We start from the raw sequence: 19,372 nt of genomic DNA, 5'->3' as shown, positions 1-19,372 counted from the left end.
CGCGCGCGACGGCATACGCCCCCGGTCGTATGCCGTCAGGCGATGACGTCGCGCCGGCGCAGGCCCACGAGCCCTGTCGCCGCCACGATGGCCGCCACCACGGTGAGCAGGACGAGCGGCAGGACCCGGCCGTCCTCGGCGGGCATCGAGGGCACGTGGCCGAAGGGGGAGAGGTTCGTCATCCAGGCGGGCAGCCCCAGCACGGGGACGAGCTCGCTGAGGAGGAGGAAGGTGATGAGCGCGGCCCAGGCGAGCCCGGTCAGCCGGGGCACCCAGCCGACCAGCAGCAGGGCGACGGCCACGGTCACCCAGATGGCGGGCACGGTGACGAGGGCTGCGGGGACGAGCCGGCCGATCGACGCGCCGAGGTCGTGCGAGCGCTGCGCGTCGGCGGCCCCCGCGACGAGGCCCACGAGGGCCATGACGACGGCCGTCGAGGTCAGGGCGATGACGAGGTGCGAGGCCGCCCAGCCGATGCGCGACGTCGTCGTGAGCAGCACCTCGGCCCGCGACGAGGTCTCCTCCGTCCTGAGCCGGGTCACGATCGAGATGCCCATCGCCGCGACGGCCAGGGCGATGATGTGCAGCTCGGTGGTGAAGAAGACGTTGATCAGCGACACCTGGCCGTCGGCACCCGACAGCTTGCGCAGCAGGTCGAGGGTGGTGTCCGAGCTGCTGAGCGACTCGAGGTTCGCCGCGATCGAGCCGACGACGGCCCCGATGACGACGGCGCTGAGGCCCCACCCGATGAGCGTGCCGCGGGCCAGTCTCGTCGTCAGCGCGCCCACGCTGCGCATCGAGCCGCGTGGACGGCCGGGCCGGCTCGGCAGCAGACCCGCACCGAGGTCCCGGCGCTCCTGCAGCCGGTAGGCGAGGGCGACGAGCAGGACGTAGGCGACGAGCCCGAGCCAGATGGGCCACAGCTGGTTCTCGCCGTAGGGGGAGACCCGCTGGCCCCAGCCGAGCGGAGAGAGCCAGGACAGGAGGCGGGCCGGGTTGTCGGCTCCGGCGGTGTCGCCGAGGGCGCGCAGCAGGAACGCGGCGCCGAGGGCCCCGAGCGAGATGGCCGCGGTGCCGCGAGTGGTCTCGGTGAGCTGCGCCGCGACGGCCGTGATGCCGACCCAGGAGAGGCCCATGATCGTCCAGCTGACGGCGAAGGCCACCGAGCCGCGCCCGTCGAGGCCGACGGCGGCGAGGGACGCGGCGGCGAGCACGGCCGTCGCGACCACGGTGGTGGTGGCGAGCAGGATCGCGGCCGTCAGCGGCGAGCGGCGCTCGATGGCGCCGGCGCCGAGCAGCTCGAGTCGACCCGACTCCTCCTCGGTGCGGGTGTGGCGGCGCACGACGATGTACGCGAGCAGACACACGAAGACGCCGCCGAGCAGCACGGTCTTGAAGACGGCGAACGAGTCGAGGCTCAGGCTCGTCATCGGGCCGTAGAGCGCGACGCTGGCCGGGTTCGCGACGAGGGGACGGATGATGTCGAGCGCGCTGGCCAGGCTCGGGTAGAGGTCGATGGTCGCCCGGGCCGACCCGGCCGCGAAGGCCACCAGCGCGAGGATGCTCACGGGGATCAGCACTCGGTCACGACGCGAGGCCAGGCGCACGAGCGACCCGGTGCCGGCGAAGGTGCTCATCGCGATGTCGCCGACTCGGCCGGCGTGCTGGTCGTGGTCGAACCTCTCTGGGCCGCAACCGGCTTCGTGCGGTACTGGTCCATGAACAGCTCTTCGAGCGTCGGCGGCGCGCTCGTCAGCGTCAGGATGCCGTGCTGCCCCAGCAGCACGAGCAGGTCGCCGAGGTGCTGTGTCTCCACGGCGCAGACCACGTGCTGGTCGGTGACCGAGACGTCGGCGAGTCCGGGCACCGCGCGCAGCTGCTCCGCGGTGACCGGCCGCGACAGCGTGGCATCGACGGTGGTCCGGGAGAGGCTGCGCAGCTGCTCGAGCGTGCCGGACTCGACGTTGCGCCCCTCGCGGATGATGCTGACGCGGTCGCACAGCGACTCGACCTCGCTGAGGATGTGGCTCGACAGCAGGATCGTCGTGCCCTGCTGCCGGCGCTCGCGGGCCGCGTCCTTGAAGGCGGCCTCCATGAGCGGGTCGAGGCCTGAGGTCGGCTCGTCGAGGATGAGCAGCTCGACGTCCGAGGACAGCGCTGCGACCAGGGCGACCTTCTGCCGGTTGCCCTTGGAGTAGGAGCGCCCCTTCTTGGTCGGGTCGAGCGAGAAGCGCTCCAGCAGCTCGGCGCGGCGCTGCTCGTTGAGGCTTCCGCGCAGCTTGCCGAGCAGGTCGATCACCTCGCCGCCCGTGAGGTTGGGCCAGAGCGCGACGTCGCCGGGCACGTAGGCGAGCCGGCGGTGCAGGGACTCGACCTCGCGCCAGGGGTCGCCGCCGAGCAGCGTGGCGGTGCCGCCGTCGGAGCGGAGCAGGCCGAGCAGGATGCGGATCGTCGTGGACTTGCCGGCGCCGTTCGGACCGAGGAAGCCATGGATCTCGCCGGTGGCCACCTCGAGGTCGAGCCCGTCGAGGGCGACGGTGTGGCCGAACGTCTTGCGCAGGTCGTGGACCTGGATCGCTGAGCTCATGAGATCGACAATACACAACATTCACGATTTACTGAATGTTGTGACGGATGGGTATGGTCTCCACAGAGCGCGCCGAGACCCGGGGCGCAGCGACCGGCGAGAGGTGGTGGGGGCCGATGGCCAAGGCGCGACAGGCGACCCGTGACGACCGTGCCGTGTCGACGTACGTCGAGCGCTTCGGCGACACGCTGACCGACGCCGGCATGCCCCGCCTCGCGGCCAGGGTCTTCGCCCAGCTCCTCGCCGACGAGGACGGGCGGATGACCGCCGCCGAGCTCACCGACGCCCTCGACGTCAGCCCCGCCGCCATCTCCGGGGCGGTGCGCTACCTCACCCAGACCTACCTGATCGGCAAGGAGCGCGAGCGGGGCTCCCGCCGCGACGTCTACGTCGTTCAGGCCGACGCCTGGCACGGTGCGATGCTCTCGCGCGACCGCGTGCTCGCCCAGATCGAGACCAGCCTGCGGGCCGGCGTGCCCGCCGTCGGCGGCCTCGCGACTCCGGCCGGGCGCCGGCTCCAGCTCTCGGTCGCCTTCCTCGAGTTCCTCGGCGACCGGCTCGGCGCGCTCGAGGGCGAGTGGGACGCGTACAAGTCCACGGTCACCCGCGGCTGGCCCGACGATGCCTGACCAGCACCCCCACCCACCCCTCTCACCCCACCCACCCCCAACCGTCGAGAGGCCAAATTTCGCGCCCTCCCGCACGTCGAGAGGCCAATTTTCGCGGCCTCCCGCACGTCGAGAGGCCAAGTTTCGCGGCCTCCCGCACGTCGAGGGGGCAACGTATGCTGCCTCGCCGGCCGGGAGGCACCCGGGCACCCGGGCGCCCGCGCGACGGCATACGCCCTCGTGAGGGTGAGATCGGCGACGTTCGTCACGGGAGCGCCGAACGCCCGCCCGGGCGCCGATACGCTCGGCACCATGGCTGACAGCACTGGCGCGCGCTCCGAGTCCGACCTGCCCATCGAGCCCGTCTACGACGCCTCGGCCCTGGCCGGCTTCGATCCGGACACCAAGCTCGGCGCCCCCGGCAGCTACCCCTTCACCCGCGGCGTCTACCCGTCGATGTACACCGGCCGCCCGTGGACGATGCGCCAGTACGCCGGTTTCGGCACCGCCAAGGAGAGCAACGAGCGCTACCACCAGCTCGTCAAGGCCGGCACCGGCGGCCTGTCCGTCGCGTTCGACCTGCCGACCCAGATGGGCTACGACTCCGACGAGCCGATCGCGCACGGCGAGGTCGGCAAGGTCGGGGTCGCGATCGACAGCCTCGACGACATGCGCACCCTCTTCGACGGCCTGCCGCTCGACAAGATCTCCACGTCGATGACCATCAACGCGCCCGGCTCGACGCTGCTGCTGCTCTACCAGCTCGTCGCCGAGGAGCAGGGCGTCGCGAGCGACAAGCTGACCGGCACGATCCAGAACGACGTGCTCAAGGAGTACATCGCCCGCGGCACCTACATCTACCCGCCGCGTGAGTCGCTGCGCCTCATCGCCGACGTGTTCGCCTACTGCCACAAGGAGATGCCGCGCTGGAACACCATCTCCATCAGCGGCTACCACATGGCCGAGGCCGGGGCCACGCCCGTGCAGGAGATCGCGTTCACGCTCGCGAACGCCATCGAGTACGTCCGGGCCGCCCAGGCCGCGGGCCTGCACGTCGACGACTTCGCACCTCGCCTGTCGTTCTTCTTCGTCGCCCGCACGACGCTGCTCGAGGAGGTCGCGAAATTCCGCGCGGCCCGGCGCATCTGGGCCCGCATCATGAAGGAGGACTTCGGCGCCCAGAACCCGAAGTCGATGATGCTGCGCTTCCACACCCAGACGGCCGGCGTGCAGCTGACCGCGCAGCAGCCCGAGGTCAACCTCGTCCGCGTCGCCCTGCAGGGACTCGGGGCGGTGCTCGGCGGCACCCAGTCGCTGCACACCAACAGCTTCGACGAGGCCATCGCACTGCCCACAGAGAAGGCCGCCCGGCTCGCGCTGCGCACCCAGCAGGTCATCGCCTACGAGACCGACGTGACGAAAACCGTTGACCCGTTTGCGGGTTCGTACGTCGTTGAGTCGATGACCGATGAGATCGAGGCGGCAGCCGTCGCGCTGATCCAGGCCGTCGAGGACAAGGGCGGCGCGGTCGCGGCGATCGAGCAGGGCTTCCAGAAGTCCGAGATCGAGCGCTCCGCCTACCGCGTCCAGCTCGAGATCGACGGCGGCGAACGCACCGTGGTCGGCGTCAACAAGTACACGGTCGACGTCGAGGACAAGTACGAGCCCCTGCGCGTCGACCCGACCATCGAGGCCGACCAGCGCGCCCGCCTCGAGGCCCTGCGCGCCGACCGCGACCAGGCCGCCGTCGACGCCGCCCTGGCGCGGCTCAAGGACGCCGCCCGCGGCACCGACAACGTCCTCTACCCGATGAAGGACGCCCTCGCCGCCCGCGCCACCGGCGGCGAGGTCGCCCACGCCCTGCGCGAGGTCTGGGGCACCTACCAGCCCCGCGAAACCTTCTGACAGAAGGCAGTTCGGCCACGGAGCCCGCTGCGGGCGGCTGTCCGGGTCAGCTCTCGTCGCCCGCGAGCAGGCGCGTCCCCTCCGCGAAGTACGCGCGCACCGCGGCCGCGTCGCGCAGCGCCCGCATGGGCCGGGCCGACCCGAAGGCGACGTTCCAGAACGGCCCGACGGGAACCGGCCGGACGCTGACGTACGCGTACGGCTCGCTCACGTGACCGTCGCCGGGGGAGACCCCGTAGGCCACGTCGCCGACCGTGATGCCGATGTCGAAGTGCTCGGGCCACAGCACCGGGCGCGCCTCCGGAGCGAAGGCGCGCAGGGCCGCGGCACCCCGGTCGTAGCACTCCGCCACCCACCGCGCGTCGGCCGCATCGGCGTCGAGCGGCTCGTCCGGCGACCCGTGGGACCCGTCACCGTAGAGCCCAGCCGGCTCGCCCACGTCGACGCCGGCGGCGGCCGCGAGCGCGGCGGCCGTCGTCGCCCGTATCGGCCAGCGCCCGGAACCCGACACGAGCTCGGACCCCTCCACCCACAGGTCTGGGGCCGCCGTCGTCCCGAAGCCGCCGGGCCTCACGCCGAGCTCGATCGACCCGCTCGCGCGGAACTGGGGTCCGGCTAGCACGAGCTCGGCCACGACATGCAGCGCGCGGACCGTCGTCGGCAGGGTGGCGCTCCGCGTCCCCCCGGGCTGGCCGGCGTTCGTGGCGCCCACGCGCTCTGCTGGGATCGACGTCGAGGCGTCAGGTTCGATGTTCACAGCAGCTCCACGTCCTGTTCGACGGCCAACATGGCCGGCCCCGACGTGTCGAAGAGCTCACGCATGGCGGCGTCGAGCTGGTCGGCGCGATCGACCGCGAGACCGACCGCACCGCACAGTGCCGCGAAGCCCGCCCAGTCGGGGTTGTGCAGCGAGGTGTGCCAGACCGGGAAGTGCTCGGCGACCTGCTCCTTGCCGATCTTCCCGAGGGCGTGGTTGTCGAGCAGGACGTGCTTGACGGGGATGCCGTACTTCACGGCCGTCGTCAGCTCCATGGCGTACTGCCCGAACCCGCCGTCTCCGGTGACCGCGACGACGGGCCGGCTCGGGTCTGCAGCCCAGGCCCCCAGCGCCGCCGGGTAGCCGAATCCGATCGAGCCCAGATATCCCGACATCAGCACCGGCTGTCCCTTCGACTCGAGGTAGCGCCCGAGGGAGTAGGCGTGGTTGCCGACGTCGACCGTCACCACGGCGTCCTCCGGCAGGTGGCGCGACAGGGAGTCGAAGACCGCGGCAGCGGAGACGCCTCGGCCGCGGTCGTCACCGACCCGGCGCGCCTTCTCGGCGCGCCAGATCTCCCAGCGGGCAGCCACGTCGCCGCGTTGGTCCTCGGCGCGCACCTCCTCGCGCGCCACGTCGAGGAGCTCGAGGATGCCGCGCAGTCCGAGGGCGGCGCCGGCGAGGACGTGGTCTCGGACGGGGTCGAACCGCCCGATTGCCGAGGGCTCGTCGTCGACCTGCACGATGTCCTTCCAGGCCGCGATGCCGGTGTGGTTGGAGAACGACGCGCCGACCACGACGAGGAGGTCGGCCTCGTTCATCAGCCAGCTGGCGACCGGCGTACCGCTTCGCCCGAGAACGCCGGCGCCGAGGGGGTGGGTGTCGGGAACGAGGCCCTTGGCCTTGAAGGTGGTGAGCACCGGCGCACCGAGGCGCTCGGCCAGCTCGAGCGCCTCAGCCCTCGCGCCACGTGCGCCGTGCCCGACGACGACCACGGGTCGGGTGGCGTTCGCGATCCGTGCGGCCGCCCGTGCCAACGCCTGTTCGTCCCCTCGCCCGAGCCGTGGGGCGACGCGCCCGGCGGGCGTGCCGGCCGGCGCGTCTGAGGGCTGGACCTGAACCTCGTCGGGCAGGACGAGGTGGGCCACGCCTCGGCCATCGACCGCGCGCTTGACCGCGACCGCGGCGAGCTCGGCGTGGTTGCTCCCCGCGTGCAGGGTCGCCGTCGACAGCGTGACGTCGGCGAAGACGGCCGACAGGTCCACGTCCTGGAAGGCGCCGCGCCCCCGGACCGAGCTCGGCACCTGGCCCGAGATCGCGACGACGGGCGAGCCGTCGAGCCGGGCGTCGTAGAGCCCCGTGAGCAGGTTGGTGGAGCCCGGTCCCGCGATCGCGAAGCAGGCCGCCGGCCGTCCGGTCAGCTTGCCGTAGGCACTGGCCGCAAATGCTGCCGCGCCCTCGTGCCGGATCCCGATGTAGGTGAGGTCGCCGCGCTCCTCGGCCCGCCTCATCGCGTCGGCGAACCCGAGGTTCGAGTGCCCGACCATGCCGAAGACGTGCCGGATCCCGAAGTGCACCAGGGTCTCGACGAGCACGTCCGAGACGGTGCGACGGTGCGGCTCGAGGTCGGGCAGCTGCACCCACGTCCCGTCGGCGCGGACCTCGACCGGATGCGCGCGCGGCGCGTCCGAGAAGCCTTCCGGCGGTGTGCCGGTGATCGGGTCGTAGTCGTAGCCGTGCCACGGGCAGCGCAGCCAGCCCTTCTCGATCGAGCCCTCGCCGAGCGGGCCGCCCTGGTGAGGGCACCTGTTCTCGAGGGCGCCGAGCGTGTCGCCGCACCGGCTCAGCGCGACGCTGCGGCCGTCGACCACCAGGCTGCGGACGCGTCCCTCCCCGGGCAGGTCGCCGTCGTCGATCCGGTGCCATTCGCCTGACATGAGGCCTCCTCGCGGCCCGCTGTCGGAGCCGCGGGCGCCGCCACCTCACTCGATCGTAGGGACCGGTAGCGCGTGCTGCAGCCGTTTGGCGGCAGGGCCCGGAGACGTCCGGAACGACCCGCACCACGGTGCACTCGGCACCGTGACGGTGCCCGCGCGTGCGGAACGACCCGCACCACAGTGCACTCGGCACCGTGCCGCGACCTCCGAGGGCGTATGCCGTCAGGCCGGCCGTGCGCCCACGCGCGCCGCCGCAGCGCTGCCGGCGGAGACCCCGGCGCGGAGGGCCGCCGACCGGTTCTCGCCGCGCAGCCACGCGGACAGGAGCCCGGCGTTGAACGCGTCCCCGCACCCGGTGGCGTCGACGTTGTCGACGAAGGGTGCCTCGGCGGTCTCGTCGACTCCGACCCCGACCCAGCGCGCCCCCGCGGCGCCGTAGGTGGCGACGACCTCGTGCGTGTGCTCGAGGATGGCGCGCATCCCGCCAAGGGCAGCGACCTCGTTCTCGTTGGGCAGCAACAGGTCCACGCCCGCCACCCACGACAGGAACGTGTCGGCTCCCTCGCGCTCGATGAGAGCCGGTGACTGCGGGTCGACCGACGTCGACCACCCCAGGGCACGCGCCTGCCGCAACGACTCGAGCCCCGCGGCCCGAGAGCCGGCGTCGAACAGCACGTAGCCGCTCAGGTGCAGGTGCGGCCGCGGCTCGGCGGGCAGCCCCAACGACGCGAGGTCGACGTCGCCCACCGAGAACGCTTTGTTCGCCCCACGGTCGGGGAACATCGTGCGGTCGCCGTGGGCGTCGAGCAGGATCACGACCATGCACGTCGGCAGGGTCGGGTCGACGGCGAACGCACACGTCACCCCCGCGGCCTCGAGCTCGTGACGACACGTGGATCCCGCAGCGTCCGAACCGATGCGCGCGACGAGCGTCACCGACGCCCCGAGCCCGGCGAGCCACGAGGCCGAGTTGCCACCCGCGCCACCGGGCACGAGAGCGACCGCGGACGGCGTGTCCGAGTGCCACTGGATCTCGCCAGAGGGGCGGGTGATCACGTCGAGCCCGACGTCACCGACCACGACGACCGGACGAATGCTCATGCCTGCCAAGCCAGCTCGTTGCCGCGGGACAGCCGAGCGAACTCTGCTGCGACCTCTCCGGCGAGTCGCGCGTTGGCCAGCACGAGCTCGACGTTGGCCCGCAGCGACTCGCCACCGGAGTTGTCGTGGAAGAACTCGAGCAGTCGCGGCGTCACGTCCTTGCCGTGCACGCCCTCGCGCTCGAGCAGCGCGAGTCCCTCGGTGACGAGGCGGTCGTGCAGCTCGCGGTCGACCTGCCGGTCGGCGGGCAGCGGGTTCGCGAGCACGACACCGGCGGCGTCGGTGCCCAGCCGGTCGCGGGCAACGACGACGCGCGCCGCCTCCTCCGCGGACTCCACCCGCCAGGGCACCGTCTGCCCCGAGTCCGAGAGGTAGAAGCCGGGGAAGGCGTCGGTGCGGTAGCCGAGGACCGGCACCGACAGCGTCTCGAGGGTCTCGAGGGTGCCGGCCACGTCGAGGATCGACTTCACCCCGGCGCACACGACGAGCACCGGCGTCGAGGCGATGACGCCGAGGTCGGCCGAGACGTCGAACGTCTCGGAGGCGCCGCGGTGCACGCCGCCGAGGCCGCCGGTCGCGAAGACACGGATGCCGGCGAGGTGCGCCAGCGCAGAGGTCGACGCCACGGTCGTCGCACCCGAACGCCCCAGTGCCGCAGCGACGCCCACGTCGCGCACCGACAGCTTCGCGATCTCGGGGTCGGTGCAGACGCGCTCGACCTGGGTGGCGCCGAGGCCGACGTGGACCACTCCGTCGAGCACGGCGGTGGTCGCGGGCACCGAGCCCCCGGCGCGCACCGCGTCCTCGATCTGCCCGGCGATCTCGATGTTGTCGGGGTGGGGGAGCCCGTGGGCGAGGATCGTCGACTCGAGGGCGACGACGCCGACGCCCGCGTCCAGGGCGTCGCGCACGTCCTCGTGCACGACGACGAGCTCTGACGAGGGCAGGGGCGCAGACATGGCGGCCACCCTAGTTCCGCTGACGCGTCACGCGCTGCGGGGGCAGGAGGCGCACACGCGCATCCCCGGCAGCGCGTAGATGAAGCAGCACGACACCCTCGTCGACGCCGGTCCGACGTCCTCGCCGGCCGCGCCGTGGGCCAGCCGCACCGCCGTGTCCCACATGTCCGACACGACCCCCCAACGCTGCCGCGAGCCCATCCGCACCTCGGGGGCGTACGCCGCCACGACCTCGGAGACGAGCCCCAGGTATGCCGTGTGGCCGCGTTCCAGACGGCGCGCCCTGTCGGACTCTGCGACGAGGTGGGCCTGTCCCGGGTCCACGACCACCCGGTGAGGGTTGAGCCCGGCCGCGAGCTCGAGACCCAGCCCGGCGGCCGACGGCGCGAGGACCCACGGCCCCAGCACGGCGGCATACGCGATCGGGGTGGCCGCGACCTCGCACCACCACTGCAGCACGAAGGCCGCGGGCACGTGCGGTCGCACGTCGACCGCGTGCCGGTGCGACATCTGCGCGCTCAGCGCGTCGCGCCACGGCCGCAGGGGGTCCGAGCCCGCGCGCACGTGGGCGAGCACGTCGGCGAACCACACCGTGGCGGGCGAGTCGGCGCAGGTGGCGGTCATGAAGGGCAGCGCGCGGTCGACCTGCGCGACGACGTGTCGCACCGCGTCGGCACCGAGCGAGGGCCCGACGTGCTCGGACCCAGGACCACGGTCCGCACCAGCCTCCGCACCAGCCTGCACGCGGCCCTCCCGCCTCGCCGTCGACCCCTCTCGGCGGGGACCACGCCCATCCTCTCGCTAGACTCCCGTGCTCGTGACCGACCGCTCCCTCTCGCTGCCCTTCGAGGCCGTCGCCCGAACCGTCCAGCAGCATGCCCAGGAGCTCGTCACGATCCGTCGCGACCTGCACACCCACCCCGAGCTCGGCCGCGGCGAGGTGCGCACCACCGCCGTCGTCGCCGAGCGCCTCGAGCGCGCCGGCATCAGCGTGCGCCGACTGCGTGGCACCGGCCTCGTCGCCGACCTCGGCGCGCCAGAACCGGCGCACCGCATCGCGCTGCGGGCCGACCTCGATGCCCTGCCGATCCGCGAGCAGACCGGCCTCGACTTCGCATCGCAGACCGACGGCGTCAGCCACTCGTGCGGCCACGACGTGCACACGAGCGCCCTGCTCGGCGCGGCACTCGCACTCAAGGCCACGGAGGACCGCCTCGTCGACGCCGGCATCGGCGCACGGCTGGTCTTCCAGCCCGCCGAGGAGCTCATGCCCGGCGGCGCCGAGGACGTCGTCGCGCAGGACGGCCTCGTCGGTGTCGACCGCATCTTCGCGCTGCACTGCGACCCCAACCTCGACGCCGGCCAGGTCGGCCTGCGGGTGGGCGCCATCACCGCGGCCGCCGACCAGATCGAGGTGACCCTCTCCGGGCGGGGCGGCCACACCTCGCGGCCCCACCTGACGCAGGACCTCACCTACGCCCTCGCCAAGGTCGTCACCGACGTGCCCGCCGTGCTCTCGCGACGCCTCGACCCCCGCGCGGGCGCCGCCCTCGTCTGGGGTTCGATCCACTCGGGCGGTGCGCACAACGTCATCCCGTCGTCGGGCAAGGTCGGCGGCACGCTGCGCATGCTCGACGCCGGCATCTGGGAGGGCGTCGAGCGACTCCTCGAGGCCGTCGTGCACGAGGTCGTCAAGCCGTATGCCGTCCAGGCCGACGTGACGATCACCAAGGGCGTGCCGCCCGTCGTCAACGACGCCGGCTGCATCGACGCGCTCACCGCGGCCGTGACCGGCACCGGCGCCTTCGTGGCGCCGACGCCGCAGTCCCTCGGCGGCGAGGACTTCGCCTGGTACCTCACGCACGTGCCCGGCGCGATGGCCCGTCTGGGCACGCGTTCGCCCGGCGGCCCGACCTACGACCTGCACCGGGGCGACCTCGTCATCGACGAGGGCGCGATCGTCGTCGGGGCCCGCACACTGGCCGGCGTCGTCTTCTCCGCGGCAGCCCAGCTGGTGGGCACACCGGCCCTCGGCGGCGTAACTCCGCTGAGTGCGGTCGCGGATCGATAACACTTCCTGCGACTTGCTCCGAGGCGCTCAGATCTTGTCGTGACGGGGTCTACAGTTCCGTGCTATCTGGGCCGATGTCGTCGTCGGCCCGACGGACTGAAGGAGAGCGCCTTGCGTTCACATGTGAAGTTGAGTGCGGTTGTCGCGACCGGACTGGTCGCCGCACTCGCTGGTTGCGGTGGGTCCACGGGCCCGTCCACCGGCTCCGGCGGTGGGGGCACCAACACCGCCGCCTCGGGCGACTGCTCGAGCGCTTCGGTGTTCTGCGTCGGCCTCGTGACCGACGTCGGCAAGGTCGACGACAAGGGCTTCAACCAGGCTGCCTGGGAGGGTGTCGAGCAGGTCAAGGGCGAGCTGGGCGCGCAGACGAAGTTCGTCGAGACGACCGACCCCAAGGACTACGCGAAGAACATCAAGCAGTTCACCGACGCGAAGTACGACGTCATCGTCACGGTCGGCTTCCTCATGGGTGACGCGACGCGCGCCGCCGGCAAGCAGTACCCCAACACGAAGTTCATCGGCTTCGACCAGTTCCAGGCCGACCCGGTCGTCCCGAACGTCACCGGTCTGATCTTCCACGAGGACCAGGCCGGCTACGCCGCCGGTTACCTCGCTGGCCTCATGACGAAGTCGAACAAGATCGGCGTCGTCCTCGGCCAGGAGATCCCGCCGACCCAGGCGTACGCCGCCGGCTACGAGAACGGCGCCAAGGCCGCCAACCCGTCCGTCTCGGTCTCGAAGGTCTACCACCCGGCCGGCCAGACCGCCTTCAACGACCCCGTGTGGGGTGCAGGTGAGGCCAAGAAGATGCTGGCGCAGGGCGCCGACTTCATCTTCGGCGCCGGTGGCGGCACCGGCAACGGTGCTCTCCAGGAGGCCGCGAAGACCAACGGTGCGGGCGACAAGGTCTTCTGCATCGGTGTCGACCTCGACCAGTGGGACACCCTGCCTGCCGCGCACCCGTGCCTCATCACCTCGGCCGAGAAGCACGAGAAGGACGGCATCGGCGAGCTGCTCAAGGCGATCAAGGGCAACACGATCAAGCCGGGCAACTTCTTCGGCACCGCCGGCATCGCGGCGTTCCACGACTTCGACAGCAAGGTCCCGGCCGACGTGAAGACCAAGGTCGCCGACGTCGTCAAGAAGCTCGAGGACGGCTCGCAGGCAACCGGCTACAAGGCCGGCTGAACCGAAGGCGCATGACCCCCGACGGGGTCGGCACTAGAGTCCCGTCATGACGAACGTCGAGCGGGTGCTCCACAGGGGCACCCGCTCGACGTCGTTCTGCGCCGGAGATCGGCGCGCAGCACCGAGAACTGGTCCACACAAGGAGTCGAGAGGTCCGAGATGGCCGATTCGAGAGATGAGCCGTCAGGCGCCGACAACGTCGGCACCGTGACCACCCAGCCGACCGCTGAGGCGACGCCGCCCCCGGTCGTGCCCGAGCGGGGAGCTCCCCCGCCACCCACAGGAGTGCTCGGGGTGCTCGTGCGCGAGCAGTCGATCATCGTGCCGCTCGTGGCCGTGGTCGCGGCTCTGGTCATCGGCGGCGTGCTGATCCGCGCCCAGGGCGTCAGCCCGACCTACGCGTACCAGACGCTCTTCACCTACTCCTTCCTGACGGCCGACGGTCTCCAGGGCACCTTCGAGAAGATGGTGCCGCTGATCCTCTGTGGTCTCGCCGTCGTCATCCCGCTGCGCGTGGGCCTGTTCAACATCGGCGCCCAGGGCCAGCTCATGGCCGGTGCCATCGCGGCCGCAGCCAGCGCGCACATCATGCGCGACGCCCCAGGTGTCGTCGTCGCCGTCGTCGCGATGGTGGCCGGCATCCTCGCCGGTGCGATGTGGGCCTCGATCGCTGGCGCCCTCAAGGCCACCCGCGGCGTCCACGAGGTCATCTCGACGATCATGCTGAACTCGATCGCCGCGGGCCTCATCGACTACCTGGTCAACGGCCCGATGAAGGACCCCGCGTCGGCCTACCCCGCGTCCTTCCCGGCACCCGAGGGCTCGCGCTTCGTGCCGTTGGGCGTCGTGCCGATCGGCCTGCCGATCGCCCTGGTGCTCGCCCTCGCCGTCGCGTGGATGCTGCGCCGGACGACCCTCGGGTTCCAGTTCGAGACCATCGGCCGCAACCGTCACGCCGCCTCGTACGCGGGCATCAAGCTGAGCGGCATGATCGTCCTCGCGATGGCGATCGCCGGTGCCCTCGCCGGTCTCGCGGGCTCGGTCGAGTACCTCGAGATCGACCCCTACCGCTACCAGGACGGCATCGCGGGCTCGCTCGGCTTCGACGGCATCACGATCGCCCTGCTGGCCCGGTCCAACCCGCTCGGCACCATCCCGGCGGCGCTGCTCGTGGGCGCGCTGCGGGCGGGCTCGTCCAACCTCATGTTCAACACCGGCATCCAGCCCGAGATCGTCGACATGCTGCTGGCGATCACGCTGCTGCTCGTGTCGCTGCCGATCATCGCGAAGCTCATCTTCCGCAGGCACACCGCCAAGTCGTCCGCTCTCGCGAGCAGCTGGGGGTCCTGACATGGAATGGGTCAAGCGCAACCAGGTCGCGGTCGGCTCGGCCGTCGTGCTGCTGGTCGCCGCCTACGTCTTCTTCGCGATCAACGACAACGTCGCGACGTCCATGTTCAAGGGCGCGTGGTTCTTCGCGGTGCCTCTCGTGCTCGGCGCCCTGACGGGTGTCGTCGGCGAGCGGTCGGGCGTGGTCAACATCGGCATCGAGGGCCAGATGCTCGTCGCCGCCTTCGCGGCGTTCTTCTCCGCAGCCGCCAGCGGCTCGCTCATCGTGGGTGTGCTCGTCGGCATGGTGGCGGGCATCGCGATGGGCGCGTTCCTCGCCCTGACCACGGTCAAGGGCCTGATGGACCAGATCATCGCCGGTGTCGTCATCAACATCGTCGCGACCGGTCTGACGTCCTTCTTCTACCGCCCCGGCAAGGTCCTCTCGGCCAACATGCCGCAGTGGGACATCCCGCTGCTGTCGCAGATCCCGCTCATCGGCGACGTCTTCTTCCAGACCGGGCCGATCGCGCTGTTCGCGCTCCTCGCCGTGCCGGTGGTGCACTTCGCGCTGTTCCGCACCCGCTGGGGCCTGCGAACCCGATCCATCGGCGAGTACCCCTCGGCCGCCGACACCGCAGGCATCGACGTCATCCGGATGCGGCTCGTCAACGTCACGATCGGCGGCATCTTCGCCGGTGCGGCGGGCGCGTTCCTCTCGATGGAGGCCACGGCCGGCTTCGAGCGCGGCATGACCGCCGGCCGAGGCTTCCTCGCCCTCGCCATCCTCATCTTCGGTGGCTGGCGACCGCTGCGCGTCTTCGCGGCCGCGCTGTTCTTCGGCTTCACCAACGCGCTCGCGTCGCAGCTGCAGGGCGTCATCAACATCCCGCAGCAGTTCATCACCCTGCTGCCCTACCTGCTGACCCTGGTCGTGCTGGCGGTCGCCGCCGGCCGCGTCCGGGCGCCGGGAGCCGTCGGGCAGCCGTTCGTGAAGGGAGAGGGTTCGTGAGCGAGCAGCCGACCGCCACGGTCCAGCCATCGGCCCCGTCGTCCACGCAGCCGTCCGCCGACAGGGAGGCGGAGCGACTGCTCGACATCTCCGGACTGTCGAAGTCCTACGGCACGGTGCGCGCCAACCGCGACATCAGCCTGCACGTCCGGCGGGGCGAGATCGTCGCCCTGCTCGGCGAGAACGGCGCCGGCAAGTCGACGCTGGTCAAGCAGATCTTCGGCCTCGTCAAGCCCGACGAGGGCACGATCACGATCAAGGGTGACGCGTCCCCGGTCAAGGACCCCCGCGACGCCATCCGCCGCGGCATCGGCATGGTCCACCAGCACTTCCAGCTGGTGCCCGTGATGACGGTGGCCGAGAACATGATCCTCGGCCACGAGACGACCAGCCGCGGCGTGCTCGACATCGAGGGAGCCCGCACGCTCGTGCGCGAGCTGTCGGCCAAGCACGGCCTCAAGGTCGACCCCGACGCCGAGATCGAGGACCTCCCCGTCGGCACGCAGCAGCGCGTCGAGATCCTCAAGGCGCTCTCGCGACGCGTCGACCTGCTCATCCTCGACGAGCCGACGGCCGTCCTGACTCCGCAGGAGACCGACGAGCTGCTCTCGGTCATGAAGGAGCTCGCCGCCAGCGGCACGTCCATCGTCTTCATCACCCACAAGCTGCGCGAGGTGCTGGCCGCGGCCGACCGTGTCTACGTGCTGCGCCAGGGGGCCGTCGTCGGCGAGGTCGCCACGGCCGACACCGACGCACGGGGGCTCGCCACCATGATGGTCGGCCGCGACGTCGTGCTGCGCGTCGACAAGGACGAGGCGACCCCCGGTGCCGACGTCCTGTCGATCAAGGACCTCGTCGTGCTCGACGACCGCAACCTGCGAGCCGTCGACGGCTTCACCCTCGACGTCCGGGCGGGCGAGATCGTCGGCGTGGCCGGTGTCGAGGGCAACGGCCAGCGTGAGCTCGTCGAGGCCATCGCCGGCATGCGGCCGCCCCAGTCGGGCAGCATCGACCTGCTCGGCAAGGACATCACCAAGGCCAACCCCCGCGACACGCACGTCGCCGGCGTCGGCCACATCCCCGAGGACCGCGAGCGGCACGGCCTCGTCGCCTCCTACTCGCTCGCCGACAACCTCGTGCTCAACCGTTTCTCCGAGAAGCCGTTCGCCAACGGGTTCGTGCGCGACTTCGACGAGGTGCGCAAGAACGCCGAGGCGCTCTTCCAGGAGTTCGACATCCGTGCCGCCGGTGTGGGTGCCCCGGCGGGCTCGCTCTCGGGCGGCAACAAGCAGAAGGTCGTCGTCGCGCGCGAGATGAGCTTCGGGCCCAAGCTGCTCATGGCCGCCCAGCCCACCCGTGGTGTCGACGTCGGCTCCATCGAGTTCATCCACCGCCGCATCGTCGCGGCCCGCGACGAGGGCGCCGCGGTGCTGCTCGTCTCGGCCGAGCTCGACGAGGTGCTCTCGCTCGCCGACCGCATCGCCGTCATCCACGGCGGCAAGGTCGTCGCCGAGATGCCCGGCAGCGACGCCGACCGCACCGAGATCGGCCGGCTCATGGCGGGTGACCACTAGGTGTCACCCGTGTCCGAGGGGGCTGTCCCCGGCGCCGCCGAGCCGTATGCCGCCGAGGCACGTGTCACCGAGCCGTATGCCGCCGAGCCCGCTGGGCCGCATACGGCCGGCGCCGCTGCGGTCGGGTCCCAGGACGACCCGGACGGTTCCGGCGCGCACGTCGACTGGGAGGCCCTGCGCCTGCGCGCTGTCGAGCTGATGGAGCGCGCGTACGCCCCGTACTCGCGGTTCAGGGTCGGGGTGGCGGGTCTCGTCGACGACGGTCGCGTCGTCGCCGGCTGCAACGTCGAGAACGCCGCCTACGGCGTGACGCTCTGCGCCGAGTGCGGCATGGTCTCCGAGCTGCACGCCACCGGCGGCGGGTTGCTCACGGCCGTCTTCTGCGTAGGTGGCGACGGCCGGGCCCTCATGCCGTGCGGTCGGTGCCGGCAGCTGCTGTGGGAGAACGGCGGCCCAGGCTGCCTGCTCATGACCCCCGAGGGAGTGCTCCCGATGTCGGCGGTGCTGCCGCAGGCGTTCGGCCCCGAGAACCTGCGCCACGCCGAGGGCTGAACGCTCCCGCCGGTGGCCCGGCGACGCGTGCGCTGGGACATGATGGTCCGGTGAGCGAAGCCTTCGATGCCGTAGACGTCATTTCCGCCAAGCGCGACCGGGCGGAGCTGTCCGATGCCCAGATCGACTGGGTCATCGACGCCTACACCCGAGGCGCTGTCGCCGAGGAGCAGATGTCCGCCCTCGCGATGGCCATCTACCTCAACGGCATGAACCCTCGCGAGATCGCGCGGTGGGCCGACGCCATGATCCGCTCGGGCGAGCGGCTCGACTTCTCGGGTCTCTCGCGCCCGACCAGCGACAAGCACTCGACGGGGGGAGTGGGCGACAAGATCACGCTGCCCCTCGCGCCGATCGTGGCCGCGTGCGGCGTGGCGGTCCCGCAGCTCTCCGGTCGCGGGCTCGGCCACACCGGCGGCACGCTCGACAAGCTCGAGTCGATCCCGGGTTGGCGTGCCGACCTGACGAACGAGCAGATGATGCACCAGCTCGAGGACGTCGGTGCGGTCATCTGCGCCGCGGGGTCCGGTCTCGCCCCCGCCGACAAGAAGCTGTACGCGTTGCGCGACGTCACGGGCACCGTGTCCTGCGTGCCGCTCATCGCCACCTCGATCATGAGCAAGAAGATCGCCGAGGGCACTGGCTCGCTCGTGCTCGATGTCAAGGTCGGCTCCGGGGCGTTCATGAAGGACCTCGGCCAGGCTCGTGAGCTCGCCGAGACCATGGTGCGCCTTGGCAAGGACGCCGGCGTGCACACCGTCGCGCTGCTCACGAACATGGAGACCCCGCTCGGGCTCACGGCCGGCAACGCCCTCGAGGTGCGCGAGTCGGTGGAGGTGCTGGCGGGCGGTGGACCCGGTGACGTCGTGGAGCTGACCCTCGCCCTGGCCCGCGAGATGGTGGCCGGCGCGGGCAAGGACGACATCGACCCGGCCGACGTGCTCGCCGACGGCCGGGCCATGGATGTGTGGCGCAGGATGATCCGGGCGCAGGGTGGAGACCCCGAGGCCGAGCTGCCGACCGCGAAGGAGTCGCACCACGTGCTCGCCCCCGCCGACGGCGTGCTCGTCCACCTGGATGCACTCGCCGTGGGTGTCGCGGCCTGGCGGCTCGGCGCCGGCCGGGCGCGCAAGGAGGACCCGGTCCAGGCGGGGGCGGGTGTCGAGCTGCACCGCAAGCCAGGGGCGACGGTGCGCGGGGGCGAGCCGCTCATGACGCTGCACACCGACGAGCCGGAGCGCTTCGCCCGGGCGCTCGAGGCGCTCGAGGGCGGGTTCACCATCGCTCCCGAGGGCTCGCGCCCCGACCTGCCCCCGATCGTCATCGACCGGGTGTCCTGAGCGACATGTCCGCAGGTCAGAGTCCTGCGGGGGCACTCAGGCAGGGCCTCGTCGGGGTCGATTATGAGATCCCGGGAGGTCCATGTAATGTTCTCTTCGTCAGCCCGACAGGGAGGAACGGACGCCACCGCGGCGGTGAGAGATCACCCAGCGAAGTTGGCCGGTCCCGGGGTTGACGAGCACGGTCCGAAGCACTCCGGTTGATCCGGTAGAGTTTCGGTCGGCCCCGGAGCGAGACCGAGCGATCGGCTCTCTCACCGGGAGCTCTGAGCCACCCCCGAGAGATCGGGACCGGCCCGGAGCGGTCCGAAGCACACTGGTTCGTCCGGTAGGCTTTGGTGGGTAGGAACCGCTGACACCAAGCGGGTTGAATCTGGACGGTCTGAAGGCTGGTTCGCGGGTTTGACTCCCAAGCTTGAGGCGGGTAAGTTTGAAGGGTTGCCCCGGAGGCC

At 71.6% G+C, this 19,372-nt stretch carries 16 protein-coding genes; 9 read left to right on the top strand and 7 right to left on the bottom strand.

Going from position 1 to position 19,372, the window contains the following annotated elements; translation table 11 throughout:
* Positions 1 to 35: 35 nt before the first annotated feature.
* Both AB4091_RS17085 and AB4091_RS17080 read right to left on the bottom strand, forming a co-directional pair.
* A complete protein-coding gene (locus AB4091_RS17085) occupies positions 36 to 1,637 on the bottom strand; it encodes an ABC transporter permease (RefSeq protein ID WP_442293166.1) in 1,602 nt (533 codons plus the stop codon).
* The gene (locus AB4091_RS17080; protein ID WP_442293164.1) at positions 1,634 to 2,587 is read right to left on the bottom strand and encodes an ATP-binding cassette domain-containing protein; all 954 of its coding nucleotides are present in this window, start codon (positions 2,585 to 2,587) and stop codon (positions 1,634 to 1,636) included. The genes AB4091_RS17085 and AB4091_RS17080 overlap by 4 nt, the downstream gene beginning before the upstream one ends.
* 53 nt (positions 2,588 to 2,640) lie before the next feature.
* On the opposite strand from AB4091_RS17080, the gene AB4091_RS17075 reads away from it, so the two are divergent.
* Together AB4091_RS17075 and AB4091_RS17070 are read left to right on the top strand one after the other, a co-directional pair.
* On the top strand, positions 2,641 to 3,216 hold the full coding sequence (locus tag AB4091_RS17075; RefSeq protein ID WP_442293162.1) for a GbsR/MarR family transcriptional regulator: 576 nt from the start codon (positions 2,641 to 2,643) through the stop codon (positions 3,214 to 3,216).
* A 291-nt stretch (positions 3,217 to 3,507) separates the two neighbouring features.
* Positions 3,508 to 5,100, top strand: coding sequence for an acyl-CoA mutase large subunit family protein (locus AB4091_RS17070; RefSeq protein WP_442293160.1), 1,593 nt, complete (start codon positions 3,508 to 3,510; stop codon positions 5,098 to 5,100).
* 46 nt (positions 5,101 to 5,146) lie between these two features.
* Here the strand turns inward: AB4091_RS17070 and AB4091_RS17065 are convergent, their stop codons facing one another.
* The 5 genes from AB4091_RS17065 to AB4091_RS17045 all read right to left on the bottom strand — a co-directional run bounded on the left by AB4091_RS17065 (position 5,147) and on the right by AB4091_RS17045 (position 10,598).
* Positions 5,147 to 5,857, bottom strand: a complete 711-nt coding sequence (locus AB4091_RS17065) for a hypothetical protein (RefSeq protein WP_442293158.1) — start codon at positions 5,855 to 5,857, stop codon at positions 5,147 to 5,149.
* A complete protein-coding gene (locus AB4091_RS17060) occupies positions 5,854 to 7,794 on the bottom strand; it encodes a thiamine pyrophosphate-binding protein (protein ID WP_442293156.1) in 1,941 nt (646 codons plus the stop codon). Before AB4091_RS17060 ends, AB4091_RS17065 begins: the two co-directional genes overlap by 4 nt.
* A 222-nt stretch (positions 7,795 to 8,016) precedes the next feature.
* On the bottom strand, positions 8,017 to 8,895 hold the full coding sequence (locus AB4091_RS17055; protein WP_442293154.1) for a carbohydrate kinase family protein: 879 nt from the start codon (positions 8,893 to 8,895) through the stop codon (positions 8,017 to 8,019).
* The gene (locus AB4091_RS17050; protein WP_442293152.1) at positions 8,892 to 9,854 is read right to left on the bottom strand and encodes a pseudouridine-5'-phosphate glycosidase; all 963 of its coding nucleotides are present in this window, start codon (positions 9,852 to 9,854) and stop codon (positions 8,892 to 8,894) included. Before AB4091_RS17050 ends, AB4091_RS17055 begins: the two co-directional genes overlap by 4 nt.
* Positions 9,855 to 9,881: 27 nt before the next feature.
* Positions 9,882 to 10,598: a (2Fe-2S)-binding protein gene (locus AB4091_RS17045; RefSeq protein WP_442293150.1), complete on the bottom strand. Its 717-nt coding sequence runs from the start codon at positions 10,596 to 10,598 to the stop codon at positions 9,882 to 9,884.
* Positions 10,599 to 10,665: 67 nt separating this feature from the next.
* Here AB4091_RS17045 and AB4091_RS17040 point away from each other — a divergent pair, with 67 nt between their 5' ends.
* The 7 genes from AB4091_RS17040 (at position 10,666) to AB4091_RS17010 (ending at position 18,920) form a co-directional block, all read left to right on the top strand.
* A complete protein-coding gene (locus AB4091_RS17040; protein WP_442293148.1) occupies positions 10,666 to 11,925 on the top strand; it encodes an amidohydrolase in 1,260 nt (419 codons plus the stop codon).
* Positions 11,926 to 12,048: 123 nt separating this feature from the next.
* Positions 12,049 to 13,113, top strand: a complete 1,065-nt coding sequence (locus AB4091_RS17035) for a BMP family ABC transporter substrate-binding protein (RefSeq protein ID WP_442293432.1) — start codon at positions 12,049 to 12,051, stop codon at positions 13,111 to 13,113.
* A gap of 159 nt (positions 13,114 to 13,272) precedes the next feature.
* Positions 13,273 to 14,463 carry an ABC transporter permease gene (locus AB4091_RS17030; RefSeq protein ID WP_442293146.1) on the top strand — a complete coding sequence of 397 codons (1,191 nt, stop codon included), beginning with the start codon at positions 13,273 to 13,275 and terminating at the stop codon, positions 14,461 to 14,463.
* A gap of 1 nt (position 14,464) precedes the next feature.
* On the top strand, positions 14,465 to 15,454 hold the full coding sequence (locus tag AB4091_RS17025; protein WP_442293144.1) for an ABC transporter permease: 990 nt from the start codon (positions 14,465 to 14,467) through the stop codon (positions 15,452 to 15,454).
* The gene (locus AB4091_RS17020) at positions 15,451 to 17,028 is read left to right on the top strand and encodes an ABC transporter ATP-binding protein (RefSeq protein ID WP_442293142.1); all 1,578 of its coding nucleotides are present in this window, start codon (positions 15,451 to 15,453) and stop codon (positions 17,026 to 17,028) included. The genes AB4091_RS17025 and AB4091_RS17020 overlap by 4 nt, the downstream gene beginning before the upstream one ends.
* Positions 17,029 to 17,202: 174 nt before the next feature.
* Positions 17,203 to 17,580 (top strand): cytidine deaminase, encoded by a 378-nt coding sequence (locus AB4091_RS17015; protein WP_442293430.1) that lies wholly within the window; start codon positions 17,203 to 17,205, stop codon positions 17,578 to 17,580.
* 50 nt (positions 17,581 to 17,630) lie between these two features.
* On the top strand, positions 17,631 to 18,920 hold the full coding sequence (locus tag AB4091_RS17010; RefSeq protein WP_442293140.1) for a thymidine phosphorylase: 1,290 nt from the start codon (positions 17,631 to 17,633) through the stop codon (positions 18,918 to 18,920).
* The last annotated feature ends 452 nt before the right edge of the window (positions 18,921 to 19,372 follow it).

The organism is Terrabacter sp. 2RAF25 (genome assembly GCF_052115265.1).
GTDB lineage: Bacteria > Actinomycetota > Actinomycetes > Actinomycetales > Dermatophilaceae > Terrabacter.
This window is presented reverse-complemented; position numbering and strand designations above follow the sequence as displayed.

Bases quoted from the DNA above. Each gene is read 5' to 3' on its own strand.
- AB4091_RS17060 (WP_442293156.1), bottom strand. From the start codon at position 7,794: ATGTCAGGCGAATGGCACCGGATCGACGACGGCGACCTGCCCGGGGAG.
- AB4091_RS17030 (WP_442293146.1), top strand. From the start codon at position 13,273: ATGGCCGATTCGAGAGATGAGCCGTCAGGCGCCGACAACGTCGGCACC.
- AB4091_RS17025 (WP_442293144.1), top strand. From the start codon at position 14,465: ATGGAATGGGTCAAGCGCAACCAGGTCGCGGTCGGCTCGGCCGTCGTG.
- AB4091_RS17085 (WP_442293166.1), bottom strand. From the start codon at position 1,637: ATGAGCACCTTCGCCGGCACCGGGTCGCTCGTGCGCCTGGCCTCGCGT.
- AB4091_RS17070 (WP_442293160.1), top strand. From the start codon at position 3,508: ATGGCTGACAGCACTGGCGCGCGCTCCGAGTCCGACCTGCCCATCGAG.
- AB4091_RS17075 (WP_442293162.1), top strand. From the start codon at position 2,641: ATGGTCTCCACAGAGCGCGCCGAGACCCGGGGCGCAGCGACCGGCGAG.
- AB4091_RS17055 (WP_442293154.1), bottom strand. From the start codon at position 8,895: ATGAGCATTCGTCCGGTCGTCGTGGTCGGTGACGTCGGGCTCGACGTG.
- AB4091_RS17050 (WP_442293152.1), bottom strand. From the start codon at position 9,854: ATGTCTGCGCCCCTGCCCTCGTCAGAGCTCGTCGTCGTGCACGAGGAC.
- AB4091_RS17080 (WP_442293164.1), bottom strand. From the start codon at position 2,587: ATGAGCTCAGCGATCCAGGTCCACGACCTGCGCAAGACGTTCGGCCAC.